The sequence below is a fragment of the Streptomyces sp. NPDC026377 genome, assembly GCF_055567715.1.
Genome location: NZ_JBVHPV010000015.1, coordinates 62,453 through 83,654, shown reverse-complemented (window position 1 = coordinate 83,654; position 21,202 = coordinate 62,453). Strand labels below are relative to the sequence as shown.

18 protein-coding genes are annotated in these 21,202 nt (G+C 71.7%); 12 read left to right on the top strand and 6 right to left on the bottom strand.

The genetic code is table 11. The features are described 5' to 3' along the window. The first annotated feature begins 54 nt into the window (after nucleotides 1-54). Together ACZ4MU_RS27040 and ACZ4MU_RS27035 are read left to right on the top strand one after the other, a co-directional pair. Nucleotides 55-1,209: a DUF2786 domain-containing protein gene (locus ACZ4MU_RS27040; RefSeq protein WP_467881524.1), complete on the top strand. Its 1,155-nt coding sequence runs from the start codon at nucleotides 55-57 to the stop codon at nucleotides 1,207-1,209. A gap of 492 nt (nucleotides 1,210-1,701) precedes the next feature. Next, nucleotides 1,702-3,807 carry an FUSC family protein gene (locus ACZ4MU_RS27035; protein WP_467881523.1) on the top strand — a complete coding sequence of 702 codons (2,106 nt, stop codon included), beginning with the start codon at nucleotides 1,702-1,704 and terminating at the stop codon, nucleotides 3,805-3,807. A 144-nt stretch (nucleotides 3,808-3,951) separates the two neighbouring features. Here the strand turns inward: ACZ4MU_RS27035 and ACZ4MU_RS27030 are convergent, their stop codons facing one another. After that, entirely contained in the window at nucleotides 3,952-4,452 is a 501-nt protein-coding gene (locus ACZ4MU_RS27030) for a hypothetical protein (RefSeq protein WP_467881522.1), read from the bottom strand. 243 nt (nucleotides 4,453-4,695) lie between these two features. On the opposite strand from ACZ4MU_RS27030, the gene ACZ4MU_RS27025 reads away from it, so the two are divergent. Continuing rightward, nucleotides 4,696-4,935: a DUF397 domain-containing protein gene (locus ACZ4MU_RS27025; RefSeq protein WP_467881520.1), complete on the top strand. Its 240-nt coding sequence runs from the start codon at nucleotides 4,696-4,698 to the stop codon at nucleotides 4,933-4,935. 139 nt (nucleotides 4,936-5,074) lie between these two features. On the opposite strand, the gene ACZ4MU_RS27020 is transcribed toward ACZ4MU_RS27025, so the two are convergent. Beyond that, the gene (locus tag ACZ4MU_RS27020; protein ID WP_467881518.1) at nucleotides 5,075-5,578 is read right to left on the bottom strand and encodes an ATP-binding protein; all 504 of its coding nucleotides are present in this window, start codon (nucleotides 5,576-5,578) and stop codon (nucleotides 5,075-5,077) included. A 311-nt stretch (nucleotides 5,579-5,889) separates the two neighbouring features. On the opposite strand from ACZ4MU_RS27020, the gene ACZ4MU_RS27015 reads away from it, so the two are divergent. The 3 genes from ACZ4MU_RS27015 (at nucleotide 5,890) to ACZ4MU_RS27005 (ending at nucleotide 8,997) form a co-directional block, all read left to right on the top strand. After that, the gene (locus ACZ4MU_RS27015; protein WP_467881516.1) at nucleotides 5,890-6,753 is read left to right on the top strand and encodes a helix-turn-helix domain-containing protein; all 864 of its coding nucleotides are present in this window, start codon (nucleotides 5,890-5,892) and stop codon (nucleotides 6,751-6,753) included. A 107-nt stretch (nucleotides 6,754-6,860) separates the two neighbouring features. Then, nucleotides 6,861-8,318, top strand: coding sequence for an aldehyde dehydrogenase family protein (locus ACZ4MU_RS27010; RefSeq protein ID WP_467881515.1), 1,458 nt, complete (start codon nucleotides 6,861-6,863; stop codon nucleotides 8,316-8,318). A gap of 61 nt (nucleotides 8,319-8,379) precedes the next feature. Further along, nucleotides 8,380-8,997: a PadR family transcriptional regulator gene (locus ACZ4MU_RS27005; RefSeq protein WP_467881513.1), complete on the top strand. Its 618-nt coding sequence runs from the start codon at nucleotides 8,380-8,382 to the stop codon at nucleotides 8,995-8,997. 255 nt (nucleotides 8,998-9,252) lie between these two features. Here ACZ4MU_RS27005 and ACZ4MU_RS27000 read toward each other — a convergent pair whose 3' ends face one another. Then, a complete protein-coding gene (locus ACZ4MU_RS27000; RefSeq protein ID WP_467881511.1) occupies nucleotides 9,253-10,683 on the bottom strand; it encodes a glutamate decarboxylase in 1,431 nt (476 codons plus the stop codon). Between the two features lie 39 nt (nucleotides 10,684-10,722). After that, the gene (locus ACZ4MU_RS26995) at nucleotides 10,723-11,088 is read right to left on the bottom strand and encodes a YbjQ family protein (RefSeq protein ID WP_358831932.1); all 366 of its coding nucleotides are present in this window, start codon (nucleotides 11,086-11,088) and stop codon (nucleotides 10,723-10,725) included. Between the two features lie 172 nt (nucleotides 11,089-11,260). On the opposite strand from ACZ4MU_RS26995, the gene ACZ4MU_RS26990 reads away from it, so the two are divergent. After that, nucleotides 11,261-11,950, top strand: a complete 690-nt coding sequence (locus tag ACZ4MU_RS26990; protein ID WP_467881509.1) for a DedA family protein — start codon at nucleotides 11,261-11,263, stop codon at nucleotides 11,948-11,950. Between the two features lie 47 nt (nucleotides 11,951-11,997). On the opposite strand, the gene ACZ4MU_RS26985 is transcribed toward ACZ4MU_RS26990, so the two are convergent. Both ACZ4MU_RS26985 and ACZ4MU_RS26980 read right to left on the bottom strand, forming a co-directional pair. After that, nucleotides 11,998-13,698 carry a threonine/serine exporter family protein gene (locus ACZ4MU_RS26985; RefSeq protein ID WP_467881508.1) on the bottom strand — a complete coding sequence of 567 codons (1,701 nt, stop codon included), beginning with the start codon at nucleotides 13,696-13,698 and terminating at the stop codon, nucleotides 11,998-12,000. A 71-nt stretch (nucleotides 13,699-13,769) separates the two neighbouring features. After that, nucleotides 13,770-14,264, bottom strand: coding sequence for an inorganic diphosphatase (locus ACZ4MU_RS26980; protein WP_101389400.1), 495 nt, complete (start codon nucleotides 14,262-14,264; stop codon nucleotides 13,770-13,772). Nucleotides 14,265-14,478: 214 nt separating this feature from the next. Here ACZ4MU_RS26980 and dacB point away from each other — a divergent pair, with 214 nt between their 5' ends. From dacB to ftsH, 5 genes are all read left to right on the top strand, one after another. Next, nucleotides 14,479-15,900 carry a D-alanyl-D-alanine carboxypeptidase/D-alanyl-D-alanine endopeptidase gene (dacB, locus tag ACZ4MU_RS26975; RefSeq protein WP_467881646.1) on the top strand — a complete coding sequence of 474 codons (1,422 nt, stop codon included), beginning with the start codon at nucleotides 14,479-14,481 and terminating at the stop codon, nucleotides 15,898-15,900. A 54-nt stretch (nucleotides 15,901-15,954) separates the two neighbouring features. Next, nucleotides 15,955-17,094: a zinc-dependent metalloprotease gene (locus tag ACZ4MU_RS26970; protein WP_467881506.1), complete on the top strand. Its 1,140-nt coding sequence runs from the start codon at nucleotides 15,955-15,957 to the stop codon at nucleotides 17,092-17,094. A 212-nt stretch (nucleotides 17,095-17,306) separates the two neighbouring features. After that, nucleotides 17,307-18,374, top strand: a complete 1,068-nt coding sequence (gene tilS / locus ACZ4MU_RS26965; RefSeq protein WP_467881504.1) for a tRNA lysidine(34) synthetase TilS — start codon at nucleotides 17,307-17,309, stop codon at nucleotides 18,372-18,374. Between the two features lie 52 nt (nucleotides 18,375-18,426). Further along, nucleotides 18,427-18,966: a hypoxanthine phosphoribosyltransferase gene (gene hpt, locus ACZ4MU_RS26960; protein ID WP_067161225.1), complete on the top strand. Its 540-nt coding sequence runs from the start codon at nucleotides 18,427-18,429 to the stop codon at nucleotides 18,964-18,966. A gap of 181 nt (nucleotides 18,967-19,147) precedes the next feature. Beyond that, nucleotides 19,148-21,175 (top strand): ATP-dependent zinc metalloprotease FtsH, encoded by a 2,028-nt coding sequence (gene ftsH / locus ACZ4MU_RS26955; protein ID WP_467881502.1) that lies wholly within the window; start codon nucleotides 19,148-19,150, stop codon nucleotides 21,173-21,175. The last annotated feature ends 27 nt before the right edge of the window (nucleotides 21,176-21,202 follow it).

Here is a 21,202-nt window from a genome sequence, read left to right as displayed (position 1 = left end):
CGGCAGCTGCGACGATCTGTGCGGTCGGGCACGCACGCGTAAGGAGACACTTCGATGCCGGTGGGGCACACGGTGGAGCGGGCGCTGGCCGCCGCGTTGTACGCGGAGGGCGACGCGGATCTGGACACGGGAGCGTCCCTGCTCGCCGCCGATCCTTCCGCCGACGCCGAGCTCGCCCTGCGTGGGCAGGAGCTGGTCGGGCGGGCGTGGGAGCGGGGGTGGCAGCCGGCGGATGTCGTACGGATGGTCCGGCGTGAGCTGGCGGAGCCGCACGTACGGGTGGCGGTGGAGCTGATCTCCGTACAGCTGAAGCGGTACGACAGGCTGCCGGGGCGGTGGGGCTCGCAGATGGAGGCCCTGGAGGCGCTGGCGGAGGACGGCCGTGGGAGTGGCGAACGGGTGCCGGACCGCTTCACGCGCGCGACGACGGTGCTGGAGCTGTACCGGCTGCTGCTGCGGCTGCCCGCGATCGAGCCGGTGGGGCCGGTGCCGGGGGCGTCCGTGTACGTACCGCCGACGCACGGGGAGCCGAAGACGCTGACCCGGATCCGGGGGTTGCTGGCCAAGGCGGAGGCGACGGAGTTCCCGGAGGAGGCGGAGGCGCTGAGCGCCAAGGCACAGGAGCTGATGGCGCTGCACAGCATCGACGAGGCGGTGCTGGCGGAGGGGCGCAGGGGGGACGCGCCGGGGGCGTGCCGGATCGGTGTGGACGCGCCGTACGAGACGGCCAAGGCGATCCTGCTCGACGCGGTGGCCTCGGCCAATCACTGCCAGGCGGTGTGGAACGGGGAGTTCGGCTTCTCCACGGTCGTGGGCTACGAGGCCGATCTGGAGGCGGTCGAGCTGCTCTACACCTCGCTGCTGGTGCAGGGGACGGCGGCGATGACGCGGGCGGAGGCGGCGCAGCGGGCGGGCGGACGTAAGCGGACGAAGACGTTCCGTCAGTCGTTCCTGCTGGCGTACGCCAATCGCCTGGGGGACCTGCTGTCGGCGACGGCCCGCCAGGTGGAGTCCACGGCCTCCGCCGACCTGCTGCCGGTGCTGGCGACGAGAGCGGTGGCGGTCGCGGGACGGGCGGAGGAGATGTTCCCCCGGACGGTACGGACACGGGTGCGGGGGGTCACGGATGAGGCGGGGTGGCGGGACGGCAGAGCGGCGGCGGACCGGGCCCGGCGAGCAACGAACCGCCCAAGCCTGCCCCCGCCCTGACCCCTCCCAGGTCGCCCCGGCCCCGAACCCCTCCCGGGTCGCCCCGGCCCCGGGCCCCTTTCGGGTCGCCCCGGCCCCGGGCCCCTTTCGGGATGGCCTTCGTCCTGCGCTCCTTCCGGGCCTGCCTGCGCCCCGGGCCCCCTTTCGGGATGGCCTCCGTCCTGAGCCGCTTCCGGGCCTGGCCCCGCCCCGGCCCCTTTCCGGGCCTGCCCGCTTCTGAGCCCCCGTTCCGGGCTGCCGTCCTCGCCCCCGTTCCGGGCTGCCGTCCTCGCCCCACTGCCGGTCTGCCGCCCTCGCCCCCTTTCCGGGCTGTCGCCCTGGCCGTATTCCGGGACCACCTCCCGCCCCGAGCCCCACAGTTCCCGAACCCCACAGTTCCCGACCTCCCCAGTGCTGCCCCTTCCCGAGTCCCCCGGGCGACCCGGCCCTTCAAACCCGGGCAACCCGGTCCTCCAAAAGGAGCGACCCCCCGCCCCCCGATACGCTCGGACCATGGGCTGGGTCGCCGCGTTGAAGGAGGCTGGGCGGTCGGGGTTGAGCGTGGAGCGGCGGCGGCTCGAACCCGCCGTGGCGCTGCGCGGTGCCGCCGGTGTCGCCCTCGTCGTCGGCGTCAGCCTGGTCGCGCTCGGGCCGACCGCCGCCGTGAGCTCCGCGTTCGGCGCGTTCCAGGCGGCCATCGCCACCTTCCAGCGCAGCTGGCGCCCCCGTCCGGTGCTGGCGCTCGCCTCCGGGGCCAGCCTCGCCGTCTCCACCTTCCTCGGCTACCTCGTCGGCGCCCATTCCCCGTTCTTCCTGGCCCTGCTCGCGCTGTGGACGTTCACGGCGGGCCTCGCCTGGGCGGTCGGCCCCACCGCCGGGATCATCGCCTCCTCGAACGTGGCGATCATGCTCGTCACCGTCACCCTGCCCACCTCGATCGCGGCTGCGGCCGGGCACGCCGGCATGATCGCGGCGGGCGGTGTCGTCCAGGCCGCGCTCGTGGTGCTCGTCCCGATCCGCCGCTGGGGCGCCCAGCGCGACGCGCTCGCCGACGCCCTCGCGGCCGTGGCGGACTACGCCCGGCGCCTCCGGCACGACCCGCGCGCGCCGTTCGATCCGCAGCCCCTGATGACGGCCCGGCTCGCCGCGGCCGTCACCCCACGCGAAGCCCGCCGCCGCCCGGCGGAGCTGCACGGGTCCCGGGGCGTCGCCGAGCGCATCCGCCCGGTCCTCGCCTCCCTCGCGGACCCCGCGATCGGCGCCCCGCAGGAGGGACCCGAGCGCGACCGGGTGCGCGAGCTGCTCGGTGCCGCCGCCTCCGTGCTCGACGCGGCGGCCCGGGCGATCCGGCACGGCGAGGCCGTGCGCATCCCCCCGCCCGCCGAGGCCGCCCTGCGCACGCCCGACACCGGTGCCATCCTCACCGGCCCCGCCGGGCGCGCCGCCGCCCGGCTGACCGCGCTCCTCGGCGACGTCATGGAGACGGCAGAGGGCACCGGCGGCGAGGGGGCCGGGCCGCTGCTGCGGCCCACCCTGCCCCGGCTCGTCCCGCTCGCCCTCGCCACCATGCGCAAGGAGCTCGGCCGCCGCGACTCCCCGGTCTTCCGGCACGCCGCCCGGGTCTGCGCGGTCGCCGCCACCGGCTACCTCCTCGGCAAGGCGCTCCCGCTCGGCCACGGCTACTGGGCGCCCATGGCCGCCGTCATGGTGATGCGCCCGGACTTCTCCCAGACGTACTCCCGCGCGGTCGCCCGCTTCGGCGGCACCCTGGTCGGCGTCGCCCTCGCCACGGGCCTCGTCCAGCTCACCCACCCGGGCCCGGGCCTGTCCGTCACGCTGGCGGTGGTCTGCGCGTTCCTGATGTACCTGCTGATGCGTACGGGGTACGCGGCGGCCAGCGCGTGCGTGTCCGCGTATGTGGTCTTCCTGCTCGGCACCGGGGGTTCGCAGTGGACCCAGACCGTTCCCGACCGGGTGCTGCTCACGCTGCTCGGCGGGGTGCTGGCGATGGCCGCGTACGCGCTGTACCCGGCGTGGGAGACGCCCCGGCTGCGTACCCGGCTCGCCGACTGGCTGACTGCCTGCGGGCGGTACGTGGCGGCCGTCACCGAGCGGTACGCCGATCCCGCGACCGCCGCCGACCAGGTACGCCGGGCGCTCCTCGACACCCGCGCGGCCCGGCTCGCCTGGCAGGAGGCGCTGGAGCGCGCCACCCACGAGCCGGTGCGCCACCGGGGGCTTTCCCGGTCGGCGGCCGAGGAGGCCGGGCGGGCGGTCGAGCAGCTCGGCCGGATCGCGATGCTGATGGAGGCGCACGTCCCCGAGCGGGGCGCGCCCCCGGTCCCGGCCGTCGGGGCGTTCGCCGGGGCGCTGCGCCGGGCCACCGAGCGCGGCGCGCGGGCGGTGCGGGAGCGGCGGGTGCCTCGGTGGGACGAGGTGGAGGAGGCGCTGGCCGCGTGGGACGAGGAGGCGGCGCCCGACCGTTCCGACCGGGTGGTGCGCAAGGGCGCGGGGTTGCTGCTGCACCGCCTGACGGAACTCTCGGACGCGCTCGCCCCACCCGCCCCGCCTATGGCAGTCAAGGACGCCGGGCCTGCCTCCCGCAGGGGTAGTCCGTGAGGAGTGAGGTCCGGGTCCCCTCGCCCGCCTTGCCGATGGCCGTCAAGGACTCCGCGCCCATCTCCCGCAGCGGTAGTCCGTAAGGAGAGTGCAATCCGCGCCCCACTCCCGCAGCCATAGTGGGCAGGGAGGGTGCGGTCCGGGTCAGGGGGTCGGGAGGCCCGTTGTCGGGATGGCCGTCGGCAGTTTCCCGTCAAGGTCAGACTTGGTGAAGGTGTCGGTCTTGCCGCCCTCCCACTTCACCGTGAGGGTCTTGCCGTCCTTGCTCAGCGACGGCATGCCGGCCGCGCGGTCGGTGTTGCCGTCCGCGCACTTGAGCTCGATCATCGCCATGCCGTTGTCGCTGACCGTGCCGCTGCACGTGTGTTCGCCGCCGAGTGCCACCGTCGTGCCGCTGATCACCAGCGCGGTCGGCCTCCCCTGGAGGACGGCCGCCCAGGCTCCGGCGATGTCCTTGGCGGCCACCTTGCCGCCACCGCTGCTGCCGTTGCCGGTGCCGCCGCTCGCGGTCGGGCTCGCGCTCTGCCCGCCCTCGGGGCTCTTGTCCTTGGACTTGTCGCCGCTGTCCGAACTGGAGCACCCGGCCAGGGCGAGACAGGCGGCGAGGGCCACGGCGCCCGCCCCGTCACGTACATGCCTGCGCACTGTTGTGTTCCCCTTGCTTCGACGATTTCCGGACGCGACAAGCTACCAGCGCGTGAACCTTGCGGGCGTGGGACGCGTCTATACCCAGTGGACGAGTAGTCCAACCCGGTGGAATTGCCTGTAACGACCCGAGTACCGCGCGTGCACGTGCATATGCTCATGCAGGCGCACATGAACACGGCTATGATCCGGGGCAGTTGACCTTTCACAGATGTACGTCTGCACATCCCCCCGGGAGCGACCTTGCACCACGCGTACAACGGCATGGCGGCAACGGAGCTTCAGGGTGTCGTCTGGCAGAAGAGCCGCCACAGCAACTCCCAGGGGACGTGCGTGGAGTTCGCGCGACTGCCCGGCGGGAGGGTCGCCGTTCGCAATTCGACGTTTCCCGACGGCCCCGCGCTGGTCTACACGCGCGCGGAGATCGAGGCGATGCTCCTGGGCGTCAAGGACGGGGAGTTCGACCACCTGATCATCGACTGATCACCGACTGATCAGCCACTCCCGAAACGCGAACGGGCCCCCGCGCGGGGGCCCTCATGACGTACGGGTGCGACGAGTACGACGCGTACGACGGGTACGGCGCGTGCGACGGGTACGGAAAGAAGATGCCCGTCCGGGCTCAGTCGGCCGGCTGGAGACGGAACAGAGCCCAGACCACCTTGCCGCTCAGCGTCCCGGTGAGCGGGTGCCAGCCCCAGGAGTCGCTGAAGGAGTCCACCAGGAACAGGCCGCGCCCCGACTCGGCGTCGCAGTCGTCGGAGCCGGGCGAGGACGGACAGTCCATGCTGGGGTCGCGCACCGCGCACACCAGCCTGCTGGTCCAGCGCATCAGATGCAGCCGCACCGCCGGAGCCTCCGGCTCGCGGGCGGTGTCGCCGGGCAGTGCGTGCCGCAGGGCGTTGGTGACGAGCTCCGAGACGACCAGGGCCACCTCGTCGAAGCGCTCCGACAGCTCCCACTGGCCGAGCGTCTTCTTGGTGAACTGGCGTGCCCCGCGCACGGCTTCGAAGCGGGCGGGCAGCGCGCAGGAGGCGGAACTGGCCACTGCGGAGGGGTCGATGGGCGGGAGGGCCTGCCTTAAAGGCTCCAACGGCTCCAGCATGGTCGATCCATTCGTCCCCATGCGAGGCACTCCCGGGATTCGCGGCCGTGGCGGTACAGGCGAACGTGGCGTACAGCAGAACACAACGCTAGGCACAGCAGGACACAAGACGAGCACGCAGGTGCGCGAGGACCATGGTTCCGAATGGCCGCTCCTGATGCAAGGGCAGATGCACGTGCACGCGCCGGGCCTGTCCGAACCCGTGGTGATTGTTGCTCATTTCTTCCCGCGGCCGATTTCGGAGCTTGACCATTTCCGTAATCGAATGAGTACGGGGTGAAGCGTTTTGGTGGCAGACTGCCGTGCACCGTCGGTTGGGGAGGGACAGCGAAGTGACCGCAGGAGAGTCGAGCGGGTCGGTGGTCCGGCGCATTCTGCTGGGATCGCAGCTCAGGCGCCTGCGCGAGTCCCGGGGCATCACCCGTGAGGCCGCCGGGTATTCGATCAGGGCGTCCGAGTCGAAGATCAGTCGTATGGAGTTGGGGCGGGTGAGCTTCAAGGCGAGGGATGTCGAAGACCTGCTGACGCTCTACGGGGTCACCGACGACGCCGAGCGCGCGTCGCTCCTGGGGCTGGCGAAAGAGGCCAACATCGCGGGCTGGTGGCACAGTTACGGCGACGTGCTGCCCGGCTGGTTCCAGACGTACATCGGCCTGGAGGGCGCTGCCTCGCTCATCCGGGTCTACGAAGTGCAGTTCGTCCACGGCCTGTTGCAGACCGAGGCGTACGCCAACGCCGTCGTCCGGCGCGGCATGCCGGGCGGCTCGAGCGCGGAGATCGACCGGCGGGTGGCGCTGCGCCTGGAGCGCCAGAAGGCGCTGGTCTCCGAGCGCGCCCCGCAGTTCCACGCCGTCCTCGACGAGGCGGCGCTGCGTCGCCCCTACGGCGAACGGGACGTGATGCGCGGCCAGTTGAAGCACCTCATCGAGGTGTCCGAGCAGCCGAACGTGACCCTCCAGGTGATGCCGTTCAGCTTCGGCGGCCACGCCGGTGAGAGCGGGGCGTTCACCCTGCTGCGCTTCCCCGAGTCCGACCTCTCCGACATCGTCTATCTGGAGCAGCTCACCAGCTCGCTCTATCTGGACAAGCCCGAGGAGGTCGCCCAGTACGAGCGGGCGATGGAACGGCTCCAGAAGGACAGTCCGGGACCGGAGGAGAGCCGCGATCTTCTCCGTGGACTGCTCCAACTCATCTGATACGTCAGTACGATGACGTCACATCAGGGTTGTGTACCGGAAGCGGGGGACACAGTGGACGCGACGACGGACACGGTGGCGGCGCAGTGGCAGCAGTAAGGAATGGCATGTCCTTCTTCACCGACCTGGCCCACCAGTACATCGACGGCGAGTGGCGTACCGGCAGCGGGTCGTGGGACATCATCGACTTCGATCCGTACAACGGGGAGAAGCTCGCCGCCATCACGGTCGCCACGGTGGACGAGGTCGACGAGGCCTATCGCGCGGCCGAGCGCGCCCAGGTCGGCTGGGGTGAGACCAACCCCTACAGCCGAAGACTGGTCTTCGAGCGCGCGCTGCGGATCACCGAGGAGCGCGAGCCGGAGATCATCGAGGCGATCGTCACCGAGCTGGGCGGCACCCGCCTCAAGGCCGGGTACGAGGTGCACCTCGCCAAGGAGTTCCTGCGCGAGGCGATACAGCTGGCGATACGGCCGGAGGGCCGGATCCTGCCCTCCCCCGTGGACGGCAAGGAGAACCGCGTCTACCGGCTGCCGGTCGGTGTGGTCGGGGTCATCAGCCCCTTCAACTTCCCCTTCCTGGTGACGCTGAAGTCGGTCGCGCCGGCCCTTGCGCTCGGCAACGCCGTCGTCATCAAGCCGAACCAGAACGCGCCGGTGGTCGGCGGCGGCCTCATCGCCAAGATCTTCGAGGACGCCGGCCTGCCGGCCGGACTGCTGAACGTGCTGGTCACCGATATCGCCGAGATAGGCGACGCGCTCATAGAGCACCCGGTGCCCAAGGTGATCTCCTTCGCGGGCTCCGACCGCACCGGCCGCCATGTGGCCGCCGTCGCGGGCAGCCACTTCAAGCGGGCCATCCTGGAGCTGAGCGGCAACAGCGCGCTGGTGGTCCTGGACGACGCGGACATCGACTACGCGGTCGAGGCGGCGGTCTTCAGCCGCTTCGTCTACCAGGGCCAGGTCTGTATGGCCGCCAACCGCGTCCTGGTGGACCGGAGCATCGAGCAGAAGTTCACCGAGAAGTTCTGCGCCCGGGTCGCGGCCCTCAAGACCGGTGACCCGGCCGACCCGGCGACCGACATCGGCCCGGTCATCAACAGCTTCCAGGCGGACGCGCTCACCTCGCTCGTCGACCAGGCCCTCGCCGAGGGCGCCACCGCGCTGGTACGGGGGCGTACGCGCGGCAGCCTCGTCGAGCCCACCGTGCTGACCGGGCTCCCCGACGACTCCCCGCTGCTGCGGCAGGAGATCTTCGGCCCGGTGGTGCTGCTGCTCTCCTTCGACGGCGAGGAGGAGGCGGTACGGATGGCCAACGACAGCCCGTACGGCCTGAGCGGCGCCGTCCACACCGGCAACGTGGAGCGGGGCGTGCGGTTCGCGAAGCGGATCGTCACCGGGATGATCCACGTCAACGACTCGACCATCCAGGACGAGCCGTTGGTGTCGTTCGGCGGCGAGAAGTACTCCGGGCTCGGCCGTCTGAACGGCGACTCCACGATCGAGGCGTTCACCACCCAGAAGTGGATCTCCGTGCAGCACGGAAGGAGCCTGTTCCCGTTCTGAGCCCCTTCCGCGCGAGGAGCTGGTTGCTCCCGCGAACGGTCCAGGTCATAGGCTGACGCGCATGTCAGCGATCCGACTCCTCGTCCTCGGCGCCATCCGCCAGCACGGCCGGGCGCACGGCTACCAGGTCCGCAACGACCTGGAGTACTGGGGCGCCCACGAGTGGTCCAACGCCAAGCCCGGCTCGATCTACCACGCCCTCAAACAGATGGCGAAGGAGGGCGTGCTGCACGCCCACGAGATCGCGCCGAGCACGGCGGGCGGTCCGCCGCGTACCGAGTACGAGCTGACCCCGGCCGGCCGCGAGGAGTACCTGAAGCTGCTGCGGGCGGCGCTGACCTCGTACGACCAGAAGATGGACATGCTCTCGGCTGCCATCGGCTTCATGGTCGACCTGCCGCGCGCGGAGGTGGTGGCGCTGCTGCGCGACCGCCTGGAGCGGCTGGCGGCCTGGCGGGGCCGGGTGACCGAGCACTACACCCCCGAGGAGGGGCCCGAGTCCCTCGGCCACATCGGCGAGATCATGAACATGTGGGTCCACTCGGCGGACGCGGAGGCGGCGTGGACGGGGGGCCTGATCGCCAGGATCGAGGCGGGCGCGTACACGTTCCGGGGCGAGGGGGAGCCGTTCGTGGGGGTCCTGGCGGAGGGTGAGGAAAACCCGTACGCCGGGGCGTGAGCGCCTCTGCCCGCGGGTCGGCGGGGGCTGGCCGCACAGCTCCCCGCGCCCCTCGGGGGCTGCCGCCACGGATGCCCGCGCGTCAGATGCCTCAAGGGGCGCGGGGAACTGCGCGAGCAACCACGCACGATCCGCAGTCGAACACGCACCGCACCCCGCGCCACCGCACCCCGCGCCACCGCCCTCCGCGCCACCGCCCTCCGCGCCACCGCACCCCGCGAATGCGCACCGCGCCGCACCGCCCCCGCCGACAGCTCAGTGGTGGAAGGCCGTGGCCTCCGTCTCCTCCCGCCCCAGCGGAGCGCCCTGCCGCCGCAGCTCCGGCAGCAGCCGCCCCAGGTCCTCCATCAGCATCCCCGCCAGGTCCGACGAGAACCCGTTGCGGCACACCACCCGCAGCACCGACAGGTCCTCGCGGTGCGGCGGGAACGTGTACGCCGGGACCAGCCAGCCCCGCTCCCGCAGCCGCCGCGACACATCGAACACGTCGAACCGCTTCACCTCCGGCGCGGTGGTGAACGCGAACACGGGCAGCTCCGTGCCGCGTGTGAGCAGCCGGAAGTCACCCAGCGCCTCGATGCGGTCGGCGAGCGAGCGCGCCACGTCCCGGGTGGTCCGCTGCACCGCCCGGAACCCCTCCCGGCCCAGCCGCAGGAACGTGTAGTACTGCGCCACCACCTGCGCCCCCGGCCGGGAGAAGTTCAGCGCGAAGGTGGGCATGTCACCGCCCAGGTAGTTCACCCGGAAGACCAGCTCCTCCGGGAGCTCCTCGGCCGAGCGCCACAGGGCCCAGCCCACCCCCGGGTACACCAGGCCGTACTTGTGCCCGGAGGTGTTGATCGAGGAGACCCTGGGCAGCCGGAAGTCCCACACCAGGTCCTCGTCGAGGAAGGGCGCCACCATCGCCCCCGACGCGCCGTCCACATGGACCGGCACGTCAAGACCCGTACGCTCCTGCAACGCGTCGAGGGCCGCGCAGAGTTCCGCGATCGGCTCGTACGATCCGTCGAAGGTCGAGCCGAGGATGCCCACCACGCCGATCGTGTTCTCGTCGCACAGCTCGGCCGCCGCCTCCGGGTCGAGGTGGAAGCGGTCGCCCTCCATCGGGACCTGGCGCGCCTCGACCTCCCAGAAGGCGCAGAACTTCTCCCAGCAGACCTGGACGTTCACTCCCATCACCAGGTTCGGCACCGCGTCCCGCCCGGGATAGCGGTCCGCGTTCCGCTTCGCCCAGCGCCGCTTGAGCGCCATCCCGGCGAGCATGCACGCCTCGCTCGACCCGGTCGTCGAACAGCCCACCGCCCCGGCCGGGTCGGGCGCGTGCCACAGGTCCGCGAGCATCGCCACGCAGCGCCGCTCCAGCTCGGCGGTGCGCGGGTACTCGTCCTTGTCGATCATGTTCTTGTCCCGGCACTCCGCCATCAGCACCGCCGCCTGCGGCTCCATCCAGGTGGTGACGAACGTCGCCAGGTTGAGGCGGGAGTTGCCGTCGAGCATCAGTTCGTCGTGGACGAGCTGGTACGCCGTGGAGGGGGCCAGCGGCCGGTCCGGCAGCCGGTGCCGGGGCGGCGCGGAGGTCATGGAGCCGACCGGGTCGGCCTCCCCGTAGAACGGGTTGAGGGCGAGCCGCCCGTGGTCCTTCTCGTGCTCCCGCGCCTTCTCGCCGCCACCCGGGTGCAGTGCCATGGTCGGAGTTCCCCGTCTCAGAGCTGCCTCAGAGCTGTCTCAAAGCTTCGTGATCACGACCGCCGTCCCGTACGCGCAGACCTCCGTCCCCACGTCGGCGGCCTCTGTGACGTCGAACCGCATCATGAGGACGGCGTTCGCCCCACGCGCGCGTGCCTGCTCGACCAGCCGCTCCATCGCCTGGTTGCGGGTCTGCACCAGCGTCTTGGTCAGCCCCTTCAGCTCGCCGCCGATCATGGACTTCAGCCCGGCGCCGATCTGGCTGCCGAGGTGCCGCGAGCGCACGGTCAGACCGAAGACCTCGCCGATGACCTGCTGGACCTGGTAGCCGGGCACGTCATTGGTGGTCACGACCAGTACGTCGGACTGCGGGCCCTGCCCGCCACCGAAATCCTCGATGCTCATCGCGTCGCCTTCCTCGGGGATCCTGGGACCCAGCTTCGTACCCGCCCGGGCACAGCGCATCCCCAGGAAGCCGGTGGAACCTGGAGCCCGCGAAAGGCGTTGATAGCTTTGGCCCGTCAACGCGCGCTTACGCGCCCCCCGCCCCCACCCTCACCCAGGAGCGCCGGAACCCGTGACCACCCTCGCACTCGGTCCGAGCTGGCTGGACCCCGACCAGCTGCTGTCGTCGTTCGGCCTGGCCGGTCTGTTGGTGATCGTCTTCGCCGAGTCCGGCCTGCTCATCGGCTTCTTCCTGCCGGGCGACTCGCTCCTGTTCACCACCGGTCTGCTGGTCACCAGCGGCAAGATCGGCACTCCGCTGTGGCTGGTGTGCCTGATGGTGGTGGCCGCCGCCGTCGTGGGCGACCAGGTGGGCTACCTCTTCGGCCGCAAGGTCGGCCCCTCGCTCTTCAACCGGCCGGACTCCAAGCTCTTCAAGCAGGAGAACGTGGAGAAGGCCCACGAGTTCTTCGAGAAGTACGGCCCGAAGTCGCTGGTGCTGGCCCGGTTCGTGCCGATCGTGCGGACGTTCACGCCGATCATCGCGGGCGTGAGCCGGATGAACTACCGCTCCTTCATCACGTACAACGTGATCGGCGGCACCCTGTGGGGCGCGGGCGTGACGCTGCTGGGCGCGGCGCTGGGCAACGTCGAGTTCGTGCACAAGAACATCGAGCTGATGCTGGTCGCGATCGTGCTGGTCTCGGTGGTCCCGATCGCGATCGAGTTCCTGCGGGCACGCTCCAGGGCGAAGAAGGCGGGTCCGGGAAGCGCGTCGGCCCCGCCCGCGCAGCGGCAGCGCAGGCGTCACGCGAAGCGCTGAGCGGTGGGGGGCGTGCAGCCCCTGCCGGCCTGCGGGCGGACGACCGGTCAGAACCCCCGCGTCCGCTTGGCCGCCTTGCGGGCCGCCCCCGGTGCCTTGAGGAACATCCGCGACATCTCGCTCCCCAGGTTCACCCCGATCGCGATCGCCATCGCCAGTGCCGCCGCCTTGAGGATGTTGGCGAGTCCCTGGTCCCGGTGGTTCTGGGCGATGGCCAGCACCCCGAAGTACGTGGCGCTGCCCGGCAGCAGCGGTCCGATCGCCGCCGTCACGTACGGCAGCGCCGAGGTGTTGCGGTAGCGCGCGACCAGCTGCCCGAAGAGGCCGACCAGGCCCGCCGCCACCGCCGTCGCCATGATGGGCGATCCGTGGGCGGTGACGGCGATCGACGCGTAGATCACCCAGGCGACCCCGCCGTTCAGCGTGGCGATCCACACGGTGGACCGTTCCTGCTGGAGCAGGACCGCGAAGGTCAGACAGAGCGCCATCGAGGCCAGCGTCTGCACGACGGGCCGCTCGATGGGGCTCAGCGCGCCCTCCGGGTTCAGCTTGGCGTCGACCTGGAGCCCTCCGTACAGCACGGTGAGCACACCGATCACGATCGCCACGAAGAAGTACGTGACCTCCAGCAGGCGGGCGGAGGCGGTGATGTAGAAGCCGGTCAGGCCGTCCTGCACGGCGGCCACCAGCGCCCGTCCGGGGATCAGGGCGAACAGTCCACCGGTGATCACCGCGGAGGGCCGCAGATCCCAGCCGAGCAGGCTGAGCGCCACCCCCATGGCCGCGGGCGGCATCGCCGCCACCACGAACTGGTAGAACTCGGGCAGTCCGCGCGCCGCGCAGAGCCAGGCGAGCCGGTCGCCCAGGATCGCGCCGGCCGCCGCCACCAGGAACACCGTCGCGCCGCCGCCGACCAGCACCGAGGCCGCCCCGGCGAGGACGCCCGCGGCGAGGGTGAGGACCCAGCCGGGGTACGGGTGCCGGTTGCGGCGGATCTCCGCGAGGCGGCGGTAGGCCTCTTCCAGGGTGACGTCGTGGTCGGAGCTGGTCATGTCCGTGACGAGCCGGTGGACGGCCGCCAGGCGCGTGTAGTCGGTGCCCCGGCGGCGTACCGTCCGGTTCGCCGTGACCGGGTCGTCCACCAGGGACGGCTGGTGGGTGACGGCGAGCAGGGTGAAGGTCACCGTCGGCTCGCAGCGGTCCAGGCCGTAGCTGCGGCAGATCGCGAACATCGCCGCCTCGACGTCCTCGGCGCCCTCGCCGCCCGCGAGCAGCAGCTCGCCGATACGCAGCGTCAGGTCGAGCACGCGCGGCACGGCCGGTCCGGCGTCGTCGGTCTTCAGGGCCGTCTCCGGCACCGGCCGCTCACCCACCGGCATCCGCAGCATGGTGCGCATCCGGTCCTGCCAGGGCGCGTCCTTGGACAGGCGCACCAGCGGCAGTCCGGCGGTGGTGATGGTGGAGGAGGGCGCCTCGCGGGCCGAGTAGGTGCTGGGCGGGGCGAAGGCCGAGGTGGGGATCTGTTCGGCCGGCGGCTCGGGCTCCGGCACCCCGGCGGGCAGCGCGAACTCGGAGGTCGGCGCGTCCTCCTCCGGGGGACCCGGCTGCGCCACCCCTTCGGGAGCCGCGAAGGCGCTCCGCGCCTCGTCAGAGGGCTTGCGCTCCTCCGGTTCCTGCTGCTCAGGCACCCTTTGCCTCCCTCCGGTCCCTTGCGTACGCAAGCGTGTGCCCAGTATGTGGGCGATCATCAAGTCGTACGACAACGGGCGGCGCACCCCGGAAGGTGCACCGCCCGTCGTCGTACCGGTTCACAAGCGCGTCAGTGCGCGCCGCCCTGCGCCTCCAGGCGCTTGTAGGAGGCCTTGATCTCCTCCTCGGCCTCGGCGCGGCCGACCCAGTTGGCGCCCTCGACGGACTTGCCGGGCTCCAGGTCCTTGTAGACCTCGAAGAAGTGCTGGATCTCCAGGCGGTCGAACTCCGACACGTGGTGGATGTCGCGCAGGTGCTCGACACGCGGGTCGGACGCGGGCACGCAGAGCAGCTTGTCGTCGCCGCCCGCCTCGTCGGTCATGCGGAACATGCCGATGGCGCGGCAGCGGATCAGGCAGCCCGGGAAGGTGGGCTCGTCCAGGATGACCAGCGCGTCCAGCGGGTCACCGTCCTCGCCGAGGGTGTTCTCCACGAAGCCGTAGTCCGCCGGGTAGCTGGTCGAGGTGAAGAGGCGACGGTCCAGGCGGATCCGGCCGGTCTCGTGGTCCACCTCGTACTTGTTCCGCGAACCCTTCGGGATCTCGATGGTGACGTCGAACTCCACGGGTGGCTCTCCTCCATGATCAGCACATGCATTGGTCGGTTCCCGCGTCCCCCGGGTCGGGCCCGGGACACTCAGCCGGATGGGGACGCCGGTGCTGACCCGGAGTGCCATGTTCGCGGCAAGACGCAGTTCTGGTGATTAAGTGTCCCTCACGCAGGTGTGTGATCGCGAAAGGGGCTGGTCCTCGGTGCCGGGACCCAAGACTTGGCAGCTCATGGCGGGTGCGGCTGCGGTGGGCATGGCAGTGGCGGCCGGAGCGGTGGCCACGGCCGGTCCCTGGGACTCGGGTCAGCGTACGGCGGAGCGCGACCGCGCAGCGGCTCACCGGTCAACAGGTGGCGCACATCACCTGGGCGCGCCCCCCGCACCGGCGCCCGCGCCCAGCGCCAGGGGCGTGCTCGCCGCATTGAGCGCCCCCACGGACGCGCCGGCGACCGCCGTGCTCGACCAGGTCCTCGGCCCCCTGCTCGCCTCGCCCGGCCTCGGCCCGCAGCCCGCCGCCGCGGTCTACGACACGGTCACCGGCAAGCAGCTCTACGGGCAGCGCGCGGACACCGCCATGACGCCCGCCTCCACCGTCAAGATCGCCACCGCCGTCGCCGCCCTGTCCGCGCTCGGCCCCGGTCACCGCATCCCCACCACCGTCGTCGCCCCCGCCACCGGCACCGACCTCACGCTGGTCGGCGGCGGCGACCCCACCCTCGGCCAGGACGGCCTGCGCGCCCTGGCCGACGCCACCGCCCGCGCCCTGCGCGCGCGGGGAGCCACCACCGCCTCCCTCACCTACGACCTCTCCCGCTACAGCGGCCCCGAGCGCCACCCCATCGGCCCCAACGAGAACATCGCGCCCGTCGTCGCCCTGATGACCGACGAGGGACGGATCGGGGGCACCTCCCAGGCTTCCGGCTCCGGCGCGGGCGGCGACAGCGGCCCGGCCCCGCGCAGCTGGGACCCGGCCGGGGACACCGCCCGTACGTTCGCCTCCCTGCTGCGCGAGCGCGGCATCACCGCGGGGCAGCCCCGGCCGGGACGGGCCCCGCAGGGCGCCGGGGAGCTCGCCCGCACCGTCTCCGCGCCGCTCTCGGACCTCGTCGAGCGGATGCTCACCAACAGCGACAACGACCTCGCCGAGGCGCTCGGCCGCCAGACCGCCATCGCCGCCGGGCAGCCCGCCGACTTCGACGGGGCCGCCCGGGCGATCACCGACCGGATCGCCGCGCTCGGCCTTCCGCGGGCCGCCGGCGCCCGGTTCGCGGACGGCAGCGGCCTCAGCCGCGAGAACCGCGTCAGCGCCCAGTTCCTGACCCTGCTCCTCGCCCGCGCCGCCGACCCCGCCCACCCGGAGCTGCGCCCGGTCCTGACCGGTCTGCCGGTCGCCGGGTTCACCGGCACCCTGCGCGCCCGCTACGGGACCGCCTCCGCCGGGACCGGACTCGTCCGCGCCAAGACCGGCACCCTCTCGGGCGTCAACGCGCTCGCGGGCACGGTCGTGGACGCCGACGGCCATCTGCTCACCTTCGCCTTCCTCGCCTCCGGCACCGCCGGCCCCGACGCCGCCCAGCACGCCCTCGACCGGCTCGCCGAGCGCCTCGCCCGGTGCGGCTGCCGGGCCGGCTCCCCGGCCCCCGCCCCGTAATCGCCCGGCGTCGACCCCCCTCCCCCGCGCGGGAGGACAACGTACGGTTGACGCATGACGAGCATCGGTGGTGCCGCTTCTTCTGGGATGGTCGACTGGAACCTCGCGGTGGCGACCGCGACCCGCCTGGTGAGGCCGGGCCCGGAGGTGAGCCGCGACGAGGCGCGGGCCGTCGTCGCGGAGCTGCGCGGGCACGCGAAGGCCTCGGAGGAACACGTACGGGCGTTCACCCGGATGATCCCGGAGGGTGTGCGGCCCGCCGACACCCCCGTCCTCGTGGTCGACCGGGCGGGCTGGGTCAAGGCCAATGTGGCCGGATTCCGGGAACTTCTGAAGCCCCTGCTCGACAAGATGCAGGAGCGCCGGGGGAGCGGCCCGGGCAGCGCCGTCTTCGGTGCGGTCGGCGGCAAGGTCACCGGCGTCGAGGTGGGCATGCTGCTGAGCTTCCTGTCCTCGCGCGTGCTCGGGCAGTACGAGACGTTCGCGCCGGCCACCCGCGAGCTCCCGGCCGGGGAGAACGGCGGCGGACGGCTGCTCCTGGTCGCGCCCAACATCGTCCACGTGGAGCGCGAGCTCGACGTCGATCCGCACGACTTCCGGCTCTGGGTGTGCCTGCACGAGGAGACCCACCGGACCCAGTTCACCGGTGTGCCCTGGCTGCGCGACCACCTGGAGGGCGAAATCCAGTCATTCCTCGGGGAGACCGACGTCGACCCGATGACCGTCCTGGAGCGGCTGCGCGAGGCCGCCCAGTCGCTCGCCGGAAGCCGCCCCGAGGGCGAGGAGGGCGACAACGGGCGCTCGCTGGTCGAACTGGTGCAGACGCCCGCCCAGCGGGAGATCCTCGGCCGGCTCACCGCCGTGATGTCGCTCCTGGAGGGCCACGCCGACTTCGTGATGGACGGCGTCGGGCCGCAGGTCGTGCCCTCGGTGGCGGAGATCCGCGAGAAGTTCCAGCAGCGCCGCGCCAAGGGCGCCTCCCGCCTCGACCAGGCCCTGCGCAAGCTCCTCGGCCTCGACGCCAAGCTGCGCCAGTACCGTGACGGCGAGCGGTTCGTCCGGGCCGTCGTCGACCAGGTCGGCATGGACGGCTTCAACCGGGTCTGGACCTCGCCGAACACCCTCCCCACCAAGGCGGAGATCGCCAAACCGGCGGACTGGGTCGCGCGGGTGCACAACAGGACGGACGGCTGAGCGGGCGGGCGCCGCCCGCACCCACGTACCCGGAGGCCACGGCTGTCCCCCGGAAATGCGCAGGATCACCCATCCGAGGGACCGTAGGGCATGGGTAGGCGTGCAATGCTCGGGTATCGGCTCGGTTCTGTCACCATCTACGCACTCTGTGTGACCGAACTTTCCCCCTCGTCCCGAGGCACCCCCCAAAACTTCACCGAAGGGCACCGGACATGGGTCCCCATCCTGCGGTCGCGGCGATACGCCTGGCGGTCCGCCGCGTACTCCACGACGTCCTGCGCGACGCGCTCGTCCTCCACGACGGCCGCACGCCCCCCGACACCCTCCCCGACCACCCGCGCGCCACCGCGCGCGAGGGCGGCGCCGACGGACCCCTGGTCCTCGTCGCCTGCTCCGGAGGCGCCGACTCCATGGCGCTCGCCTCCGCCCTCGCCTTCGAATCCCGCAAGCTCTCCGTCCGCGCCGGCGCCATCACCGTCGACCACGGCCTCCAGCACGGCTCGGACCTGCGCGCCGCCGAGGTCGCCGCCCGGCTCACCGCCCTCGGGCTCGACCCGGTCGAGGCCGTCACCGTGAAGGTCGGCCGCGAGGGCGGCCCCGAGGCCGCCGCCCGCGACGCCCGCTACGCCGCCCTGGACGCCGCCGCCGAGCGCCACGGCGCCGCCGCCGTGCTGCTCGGCCACACCCGCGACGACCAGGCGGAGACGGTCCTCCTCGGCCTCGCCCGGGGCTCGGGCACCCGCTCCCTGTCCGGCATGGCCGCCGTCTCCGGCGCCCACGGCCGCTACCGCCGCCCCTTCCTCCAGCTCGACCGGCACACCGCCCGCAAGGCCTGTCTGGTCCAGTCGCTGCCCGTCTGGGACGACCCGCACAACGCCGACCCCGCCTACACCCGCTCACGGCTGCGCCACGAGGGCCTGCCCGCCCTGGAGAAGGCGCTCGGCAAGGGCGTCGTGGAGGCCCTGGCGCGCACCGCCGAGCTCTCCCGCGACGACGCCGACGCCCTGGACGCCTGGGCCGCCGAGGCCGACCCCTCGGTCCGGGACGAGGCGGGCGAGCTGCTGTGCGGAAAGCTCTACGCGCTGCCCGCCGCGGTCCGCCGCCGGGTGCTGCGCAAGGCCCTCATCCACGCCGGTTCCCCCGCCGGCTCGCTCTTCGCCCGCCATGTCGAGGAGGTCGACCGCCTGATCACGGGCTGGCGCGGCCAGCGGGCCATCAACCTCCCCGGGCGCGTCGAGGCACGGCGGCAGGGTGGCAGACTGGTCATCCGGCAGAGCTGAGCCCAGTTACGTACAACGAACCAAGAAAGCGGCCCGGGTGAACGAGAAGGACATGGGCACCGACCTCCAGTCGGTGCTCATCACCAAGGAAGAGATCGACGCCAAGCTGGCCGAGCTGGCCGCGAAGATCGACGCGGAGTACGCGGGCAAGGACCTCCTGATCGTCGGCGTCCTCAAGGGCGCCGTCATGGTCATGGCGGACCTGGCCCGCGCGCTGTCCACCCCGGTCACGATGGACTGGATGGCCGTCTCCTCCTACGGGGCGGGCACCCAGTCCTCCGGCGTCGTCCGCATCCTCAAGGACCTCGACACCGACATCAAGGGCAAGCACGTCCTGATCGTCGAGGACATCATCGACTCCGGCCTCACGCTGTCCTGGCTGCTCTCCAACCTCGGATCCCGCGAGCCCGCCTCCCTGGAGGTCTGCACGCTGCTCCGTAAGCCGGATGCCGCAAAGGTCGCGATCGACGTGAAGTGGATCGGATTCGACATTCCGAATGAGTTCGTCGTCGGATATGGCCTGGACTACGCCGAGAAGTACCGCAATCTCCCCTTTGTCGGAACGCTCGCCCCGCACGTGTACGGCGGCTGAACCGGGTACCCGGACGGGAACTCGGAGCCCCCTTCCCGCGTTGGAGCTTGGGAAGGCGGGTTTGTCAGCCGTCCCTTGCGGTCTCGGGTGACAATGCTGGGGTACCGTCCGAAGAACAGTCTTTACTCACAGCAGCATTTACCTACGGGCAGGAGGGACGGGGCGTTCTCGCTCCGTATGGATGGACGTGAAGCGATACTTCCGTGGGCCGGTCATGTGGATCGTGCTGGCCGTCCTCGCCGTGGTCGTGTTGATGCAGGTCGTCGGCTCGTCGGGCGGCTACAAGACGGTGGACACCTCCGAGGTCGTCCAGGCGATCGACAAGAACCAGGTAGACGAAGCCAAGATCACGACCGGCGACGAGTCGGTCATCAAGGTCGACCTCAAGGACGGCCAGAAGGTCAAGGGCGCCAACAAGATCCAGGCGAGCTACATCGGCGACGCCCAGGGCACCAGCCTGGCCAACAAGCTCCAGGGCAAGTTCGACAGCGGGGACCTGACCAAGGGCTACACGGTCTCCCCCTCGAAGCAGAACCCGATCGTGGGGATCCTGCTCTCGCTGCTCCCCTTCGTCCTCATCGTCGTCGTCTTCCTGTTCCTGATGAATCAGATGCAGGGCGGCGGCTCCCGGGTCATGAACTTCGGGAAGTCCAAGGCGAAGCTCATCACCAAGGACACCCCGAAGACGACGTTCTCGGACGTCGCCGGGGCCGATGAGGCCGTCGAGGAGCTCCACGAGATCAAGGAGTTCCTCCAGGAGCCGGCGAAGTTCCAGGCCGTCGGCGCCAAGATCCCCAAGGGCGTGCTGCTGTACGGCCCGCCCGGCACCGGCAAGACCCTCCTCGCGCGCGCCGTCGCGGGCGAGGCCGGCGTCCCCTTCTACTCGATCTCCGGCTCCGACTTCGTCGAGATGTTCGTCGGCGTCGGTGCCTCCCGGGTGCGCGACCTCTTCGAGCAGGCCAAGGCGAACGCCCCGGCGATCGTCTTCGTCGACGAGATCGACGCCGTCGGCCGGCACCGCGGCGCGGGCCTCGGCGGCGGCCACGACGAGCGCGAGCAGACGCTCAACCAGCTGCTCGTCGAGATGGACGGCTTCGACGTGAAGGGCGGCGTCATCCTGATCGCCGCCACCAACCGGCCCGACATCCTCGACCCGGCCCTCCTGCGCCCCGGCCGCTTCGACCGCCAGATCGCGGTCGACCGCCCGGACATGCAGGGCCGTCTGGAGATCCTCAAGGTTCACCAGAAGGGCAAGCCGGTCGCCCCGGACGTCGACCTCGCGGCCGTCGCCCGGCGCACCCCCGGCTTCACCGGCGCCGACCTGTCGAACGTGCTGAACGAAGCGGCGCTCCTCACGGCGCGCAGCAACCAGAAGCTCATCGACAACGACATGCTGGACGAGGCGATCGACCGCGTCGTGGCGGGCCCGCAGAAGCGGACCCGGATCATGTCCGACAAGGAGAAGAAGATCACCGCGTACCACGAGGGCGGACACGCTCTGGTCGCGGCCGCTTCCCCGAACGCGGACCCTGTCCACAAGATCACGATCCTGTCGCGCGGCCGTGCCCTCGGCTACACGATGGTCCTGCCGGACGAGGACAGGTACTCGACCACGCGCAACGAGATGCTCGACCAGCTCGCCTACATGCTGGGCGGGCGCGCGGCCGAGGAGCTCGTCTTCCACGACCCGACCACGGGCGCGGCGAACGACATCGAGAAGGCCACGGCCACCGCGCGCGCGATGGTCACGCAGTACGGCATGACCGAGCGGCTCGGCGCGATCAAGTTCGGCGGCGACAACACGGAGCCGTTCCTGGGCCGTGAGATGGCGCACCAGCGCGACTACTCGGAAGAGGTCGCGGCGCTGGTCGACGAAGAGGTCAAGAAGCTCATCGAGACCGCGCACAACGAGGCGTGGGAGATCCTCGTCGAGAACCGCGACGTCCTCGACAACCTGGTCCTGCGGCTGCTGGAGAAGGAGACGCTGGGCAAGGAGGAGATCGCCGAGATCTTCGCCCCCATCGTCCGGCGCCCCGCGCGCCCGGCCTGGACGGGCTCCTCGCGGCGTACGCCGTCGACGCGCCCGCCGGTCCTGTCGCCGAGGGAGCTGGCCCTGACCAACGGCGCCACCACCGCCAACGGCTCGGCCCCGACCGACGCGGTCCCGACCGAGCAGCTCCCGGCCCCGGAGGACCGACCCGAGAGCTGACTCCCGGCTCCCAGGACCCGGAATGCA

Bases quoted from the DNA above. Each gene is read 5' to 3' on its own strand.
- ACZ4MU_RS26985 (WP_467881508.1), bottom strand. From the start codon at position 13,698: ATGATCGCCCACATACTGGGCACACGCTTGCGTACGCAAGGGACCGGA.
- ACZ4MU_RS26970 (WP_467881506.1), top strand. From the start codon at position 15,955: ATGACGAGCATCGGTGGTGCCGCTTCTTCTGGGATGGTCGACTGGAAC.
- ftsH (WP_467881502.1), top strand. From the start codon at position 19,148: ATGGACGTGAAGCGATACTTCCGTGGGCCGGTCATGTGGATCGTGCTG.
- ACZ4MU_RS27005 (WP_467881513.1), top strand. From the start codon at position 8,380: ATGTCAGCGATCCGACTCCTCGTCCTCGGCGCCATCCGCCAGCACGGC.
- ACZ4MU_RS27035 (WP_467881523.1), top strand. From the start codon at position 1,702: ATGGGCTGGGTCGCCGCGTTGAAGGAGGCTGGGCGGTCGGGGTTGAGC.
- ACZ4MU_RS27020 (WP_467881518.1), bottom strand. From the start codon at position 5,578: ATGGGGACGAATGGATCGACCATGCTGGAGCCGTTGGAGCCTTTAAGG.
- ACZ4MU_RS27040 (WP_467881524.1), top strand. From the start codon at position 55: ATGCCGGTGGGGCACACGGTGGAGCGGGCGCTGGCCGCCGCGTTGTAC.
- hpt (WP_067161225.1), top strand. From the start codon at position 18,427: ATGGGCACCGACCTCCAGTCGGTGCTCATCACCAAGGAAGAGATCGAC.
- ACZ4MU_RS27000 (WP_467881511.1), bottom strand. From the start codon at position 10,683: ATGGCACTGCACCCGGGTGGCGGCGAGAAGGCGCGGGAGCACGAGAAG.
- tilS (WP_467881504.1), top strand. From the start codon at position 17,307: ATGGGTCCCCATCCTGCGGTCGCGGCGATACGCCTGGCGGTCCGCCGC.
- dacB (WP_467881646.1), top strand. From the start codon at position 14,479: ATGGCGGGTGCGGCTGCGGTGGGCATGGCAGTGGCGGCCGGAGCGGTG.
- ACZ4MU_RS26995 (WP_358831932.1), bottom strand. From the start codon at position 11,088: ATGAGCATCGAGGATTTCGGTGGCGGGCAGGGCCCGCAGTCCGACGTA.
- ACZ4MU_RS27010 (WP_467881515.1), top strand. From the start codon at position 6,861: ATGTCCTTCTTCACCGACCTGGCCCACCAGTACATCGACGGCGAGTGG.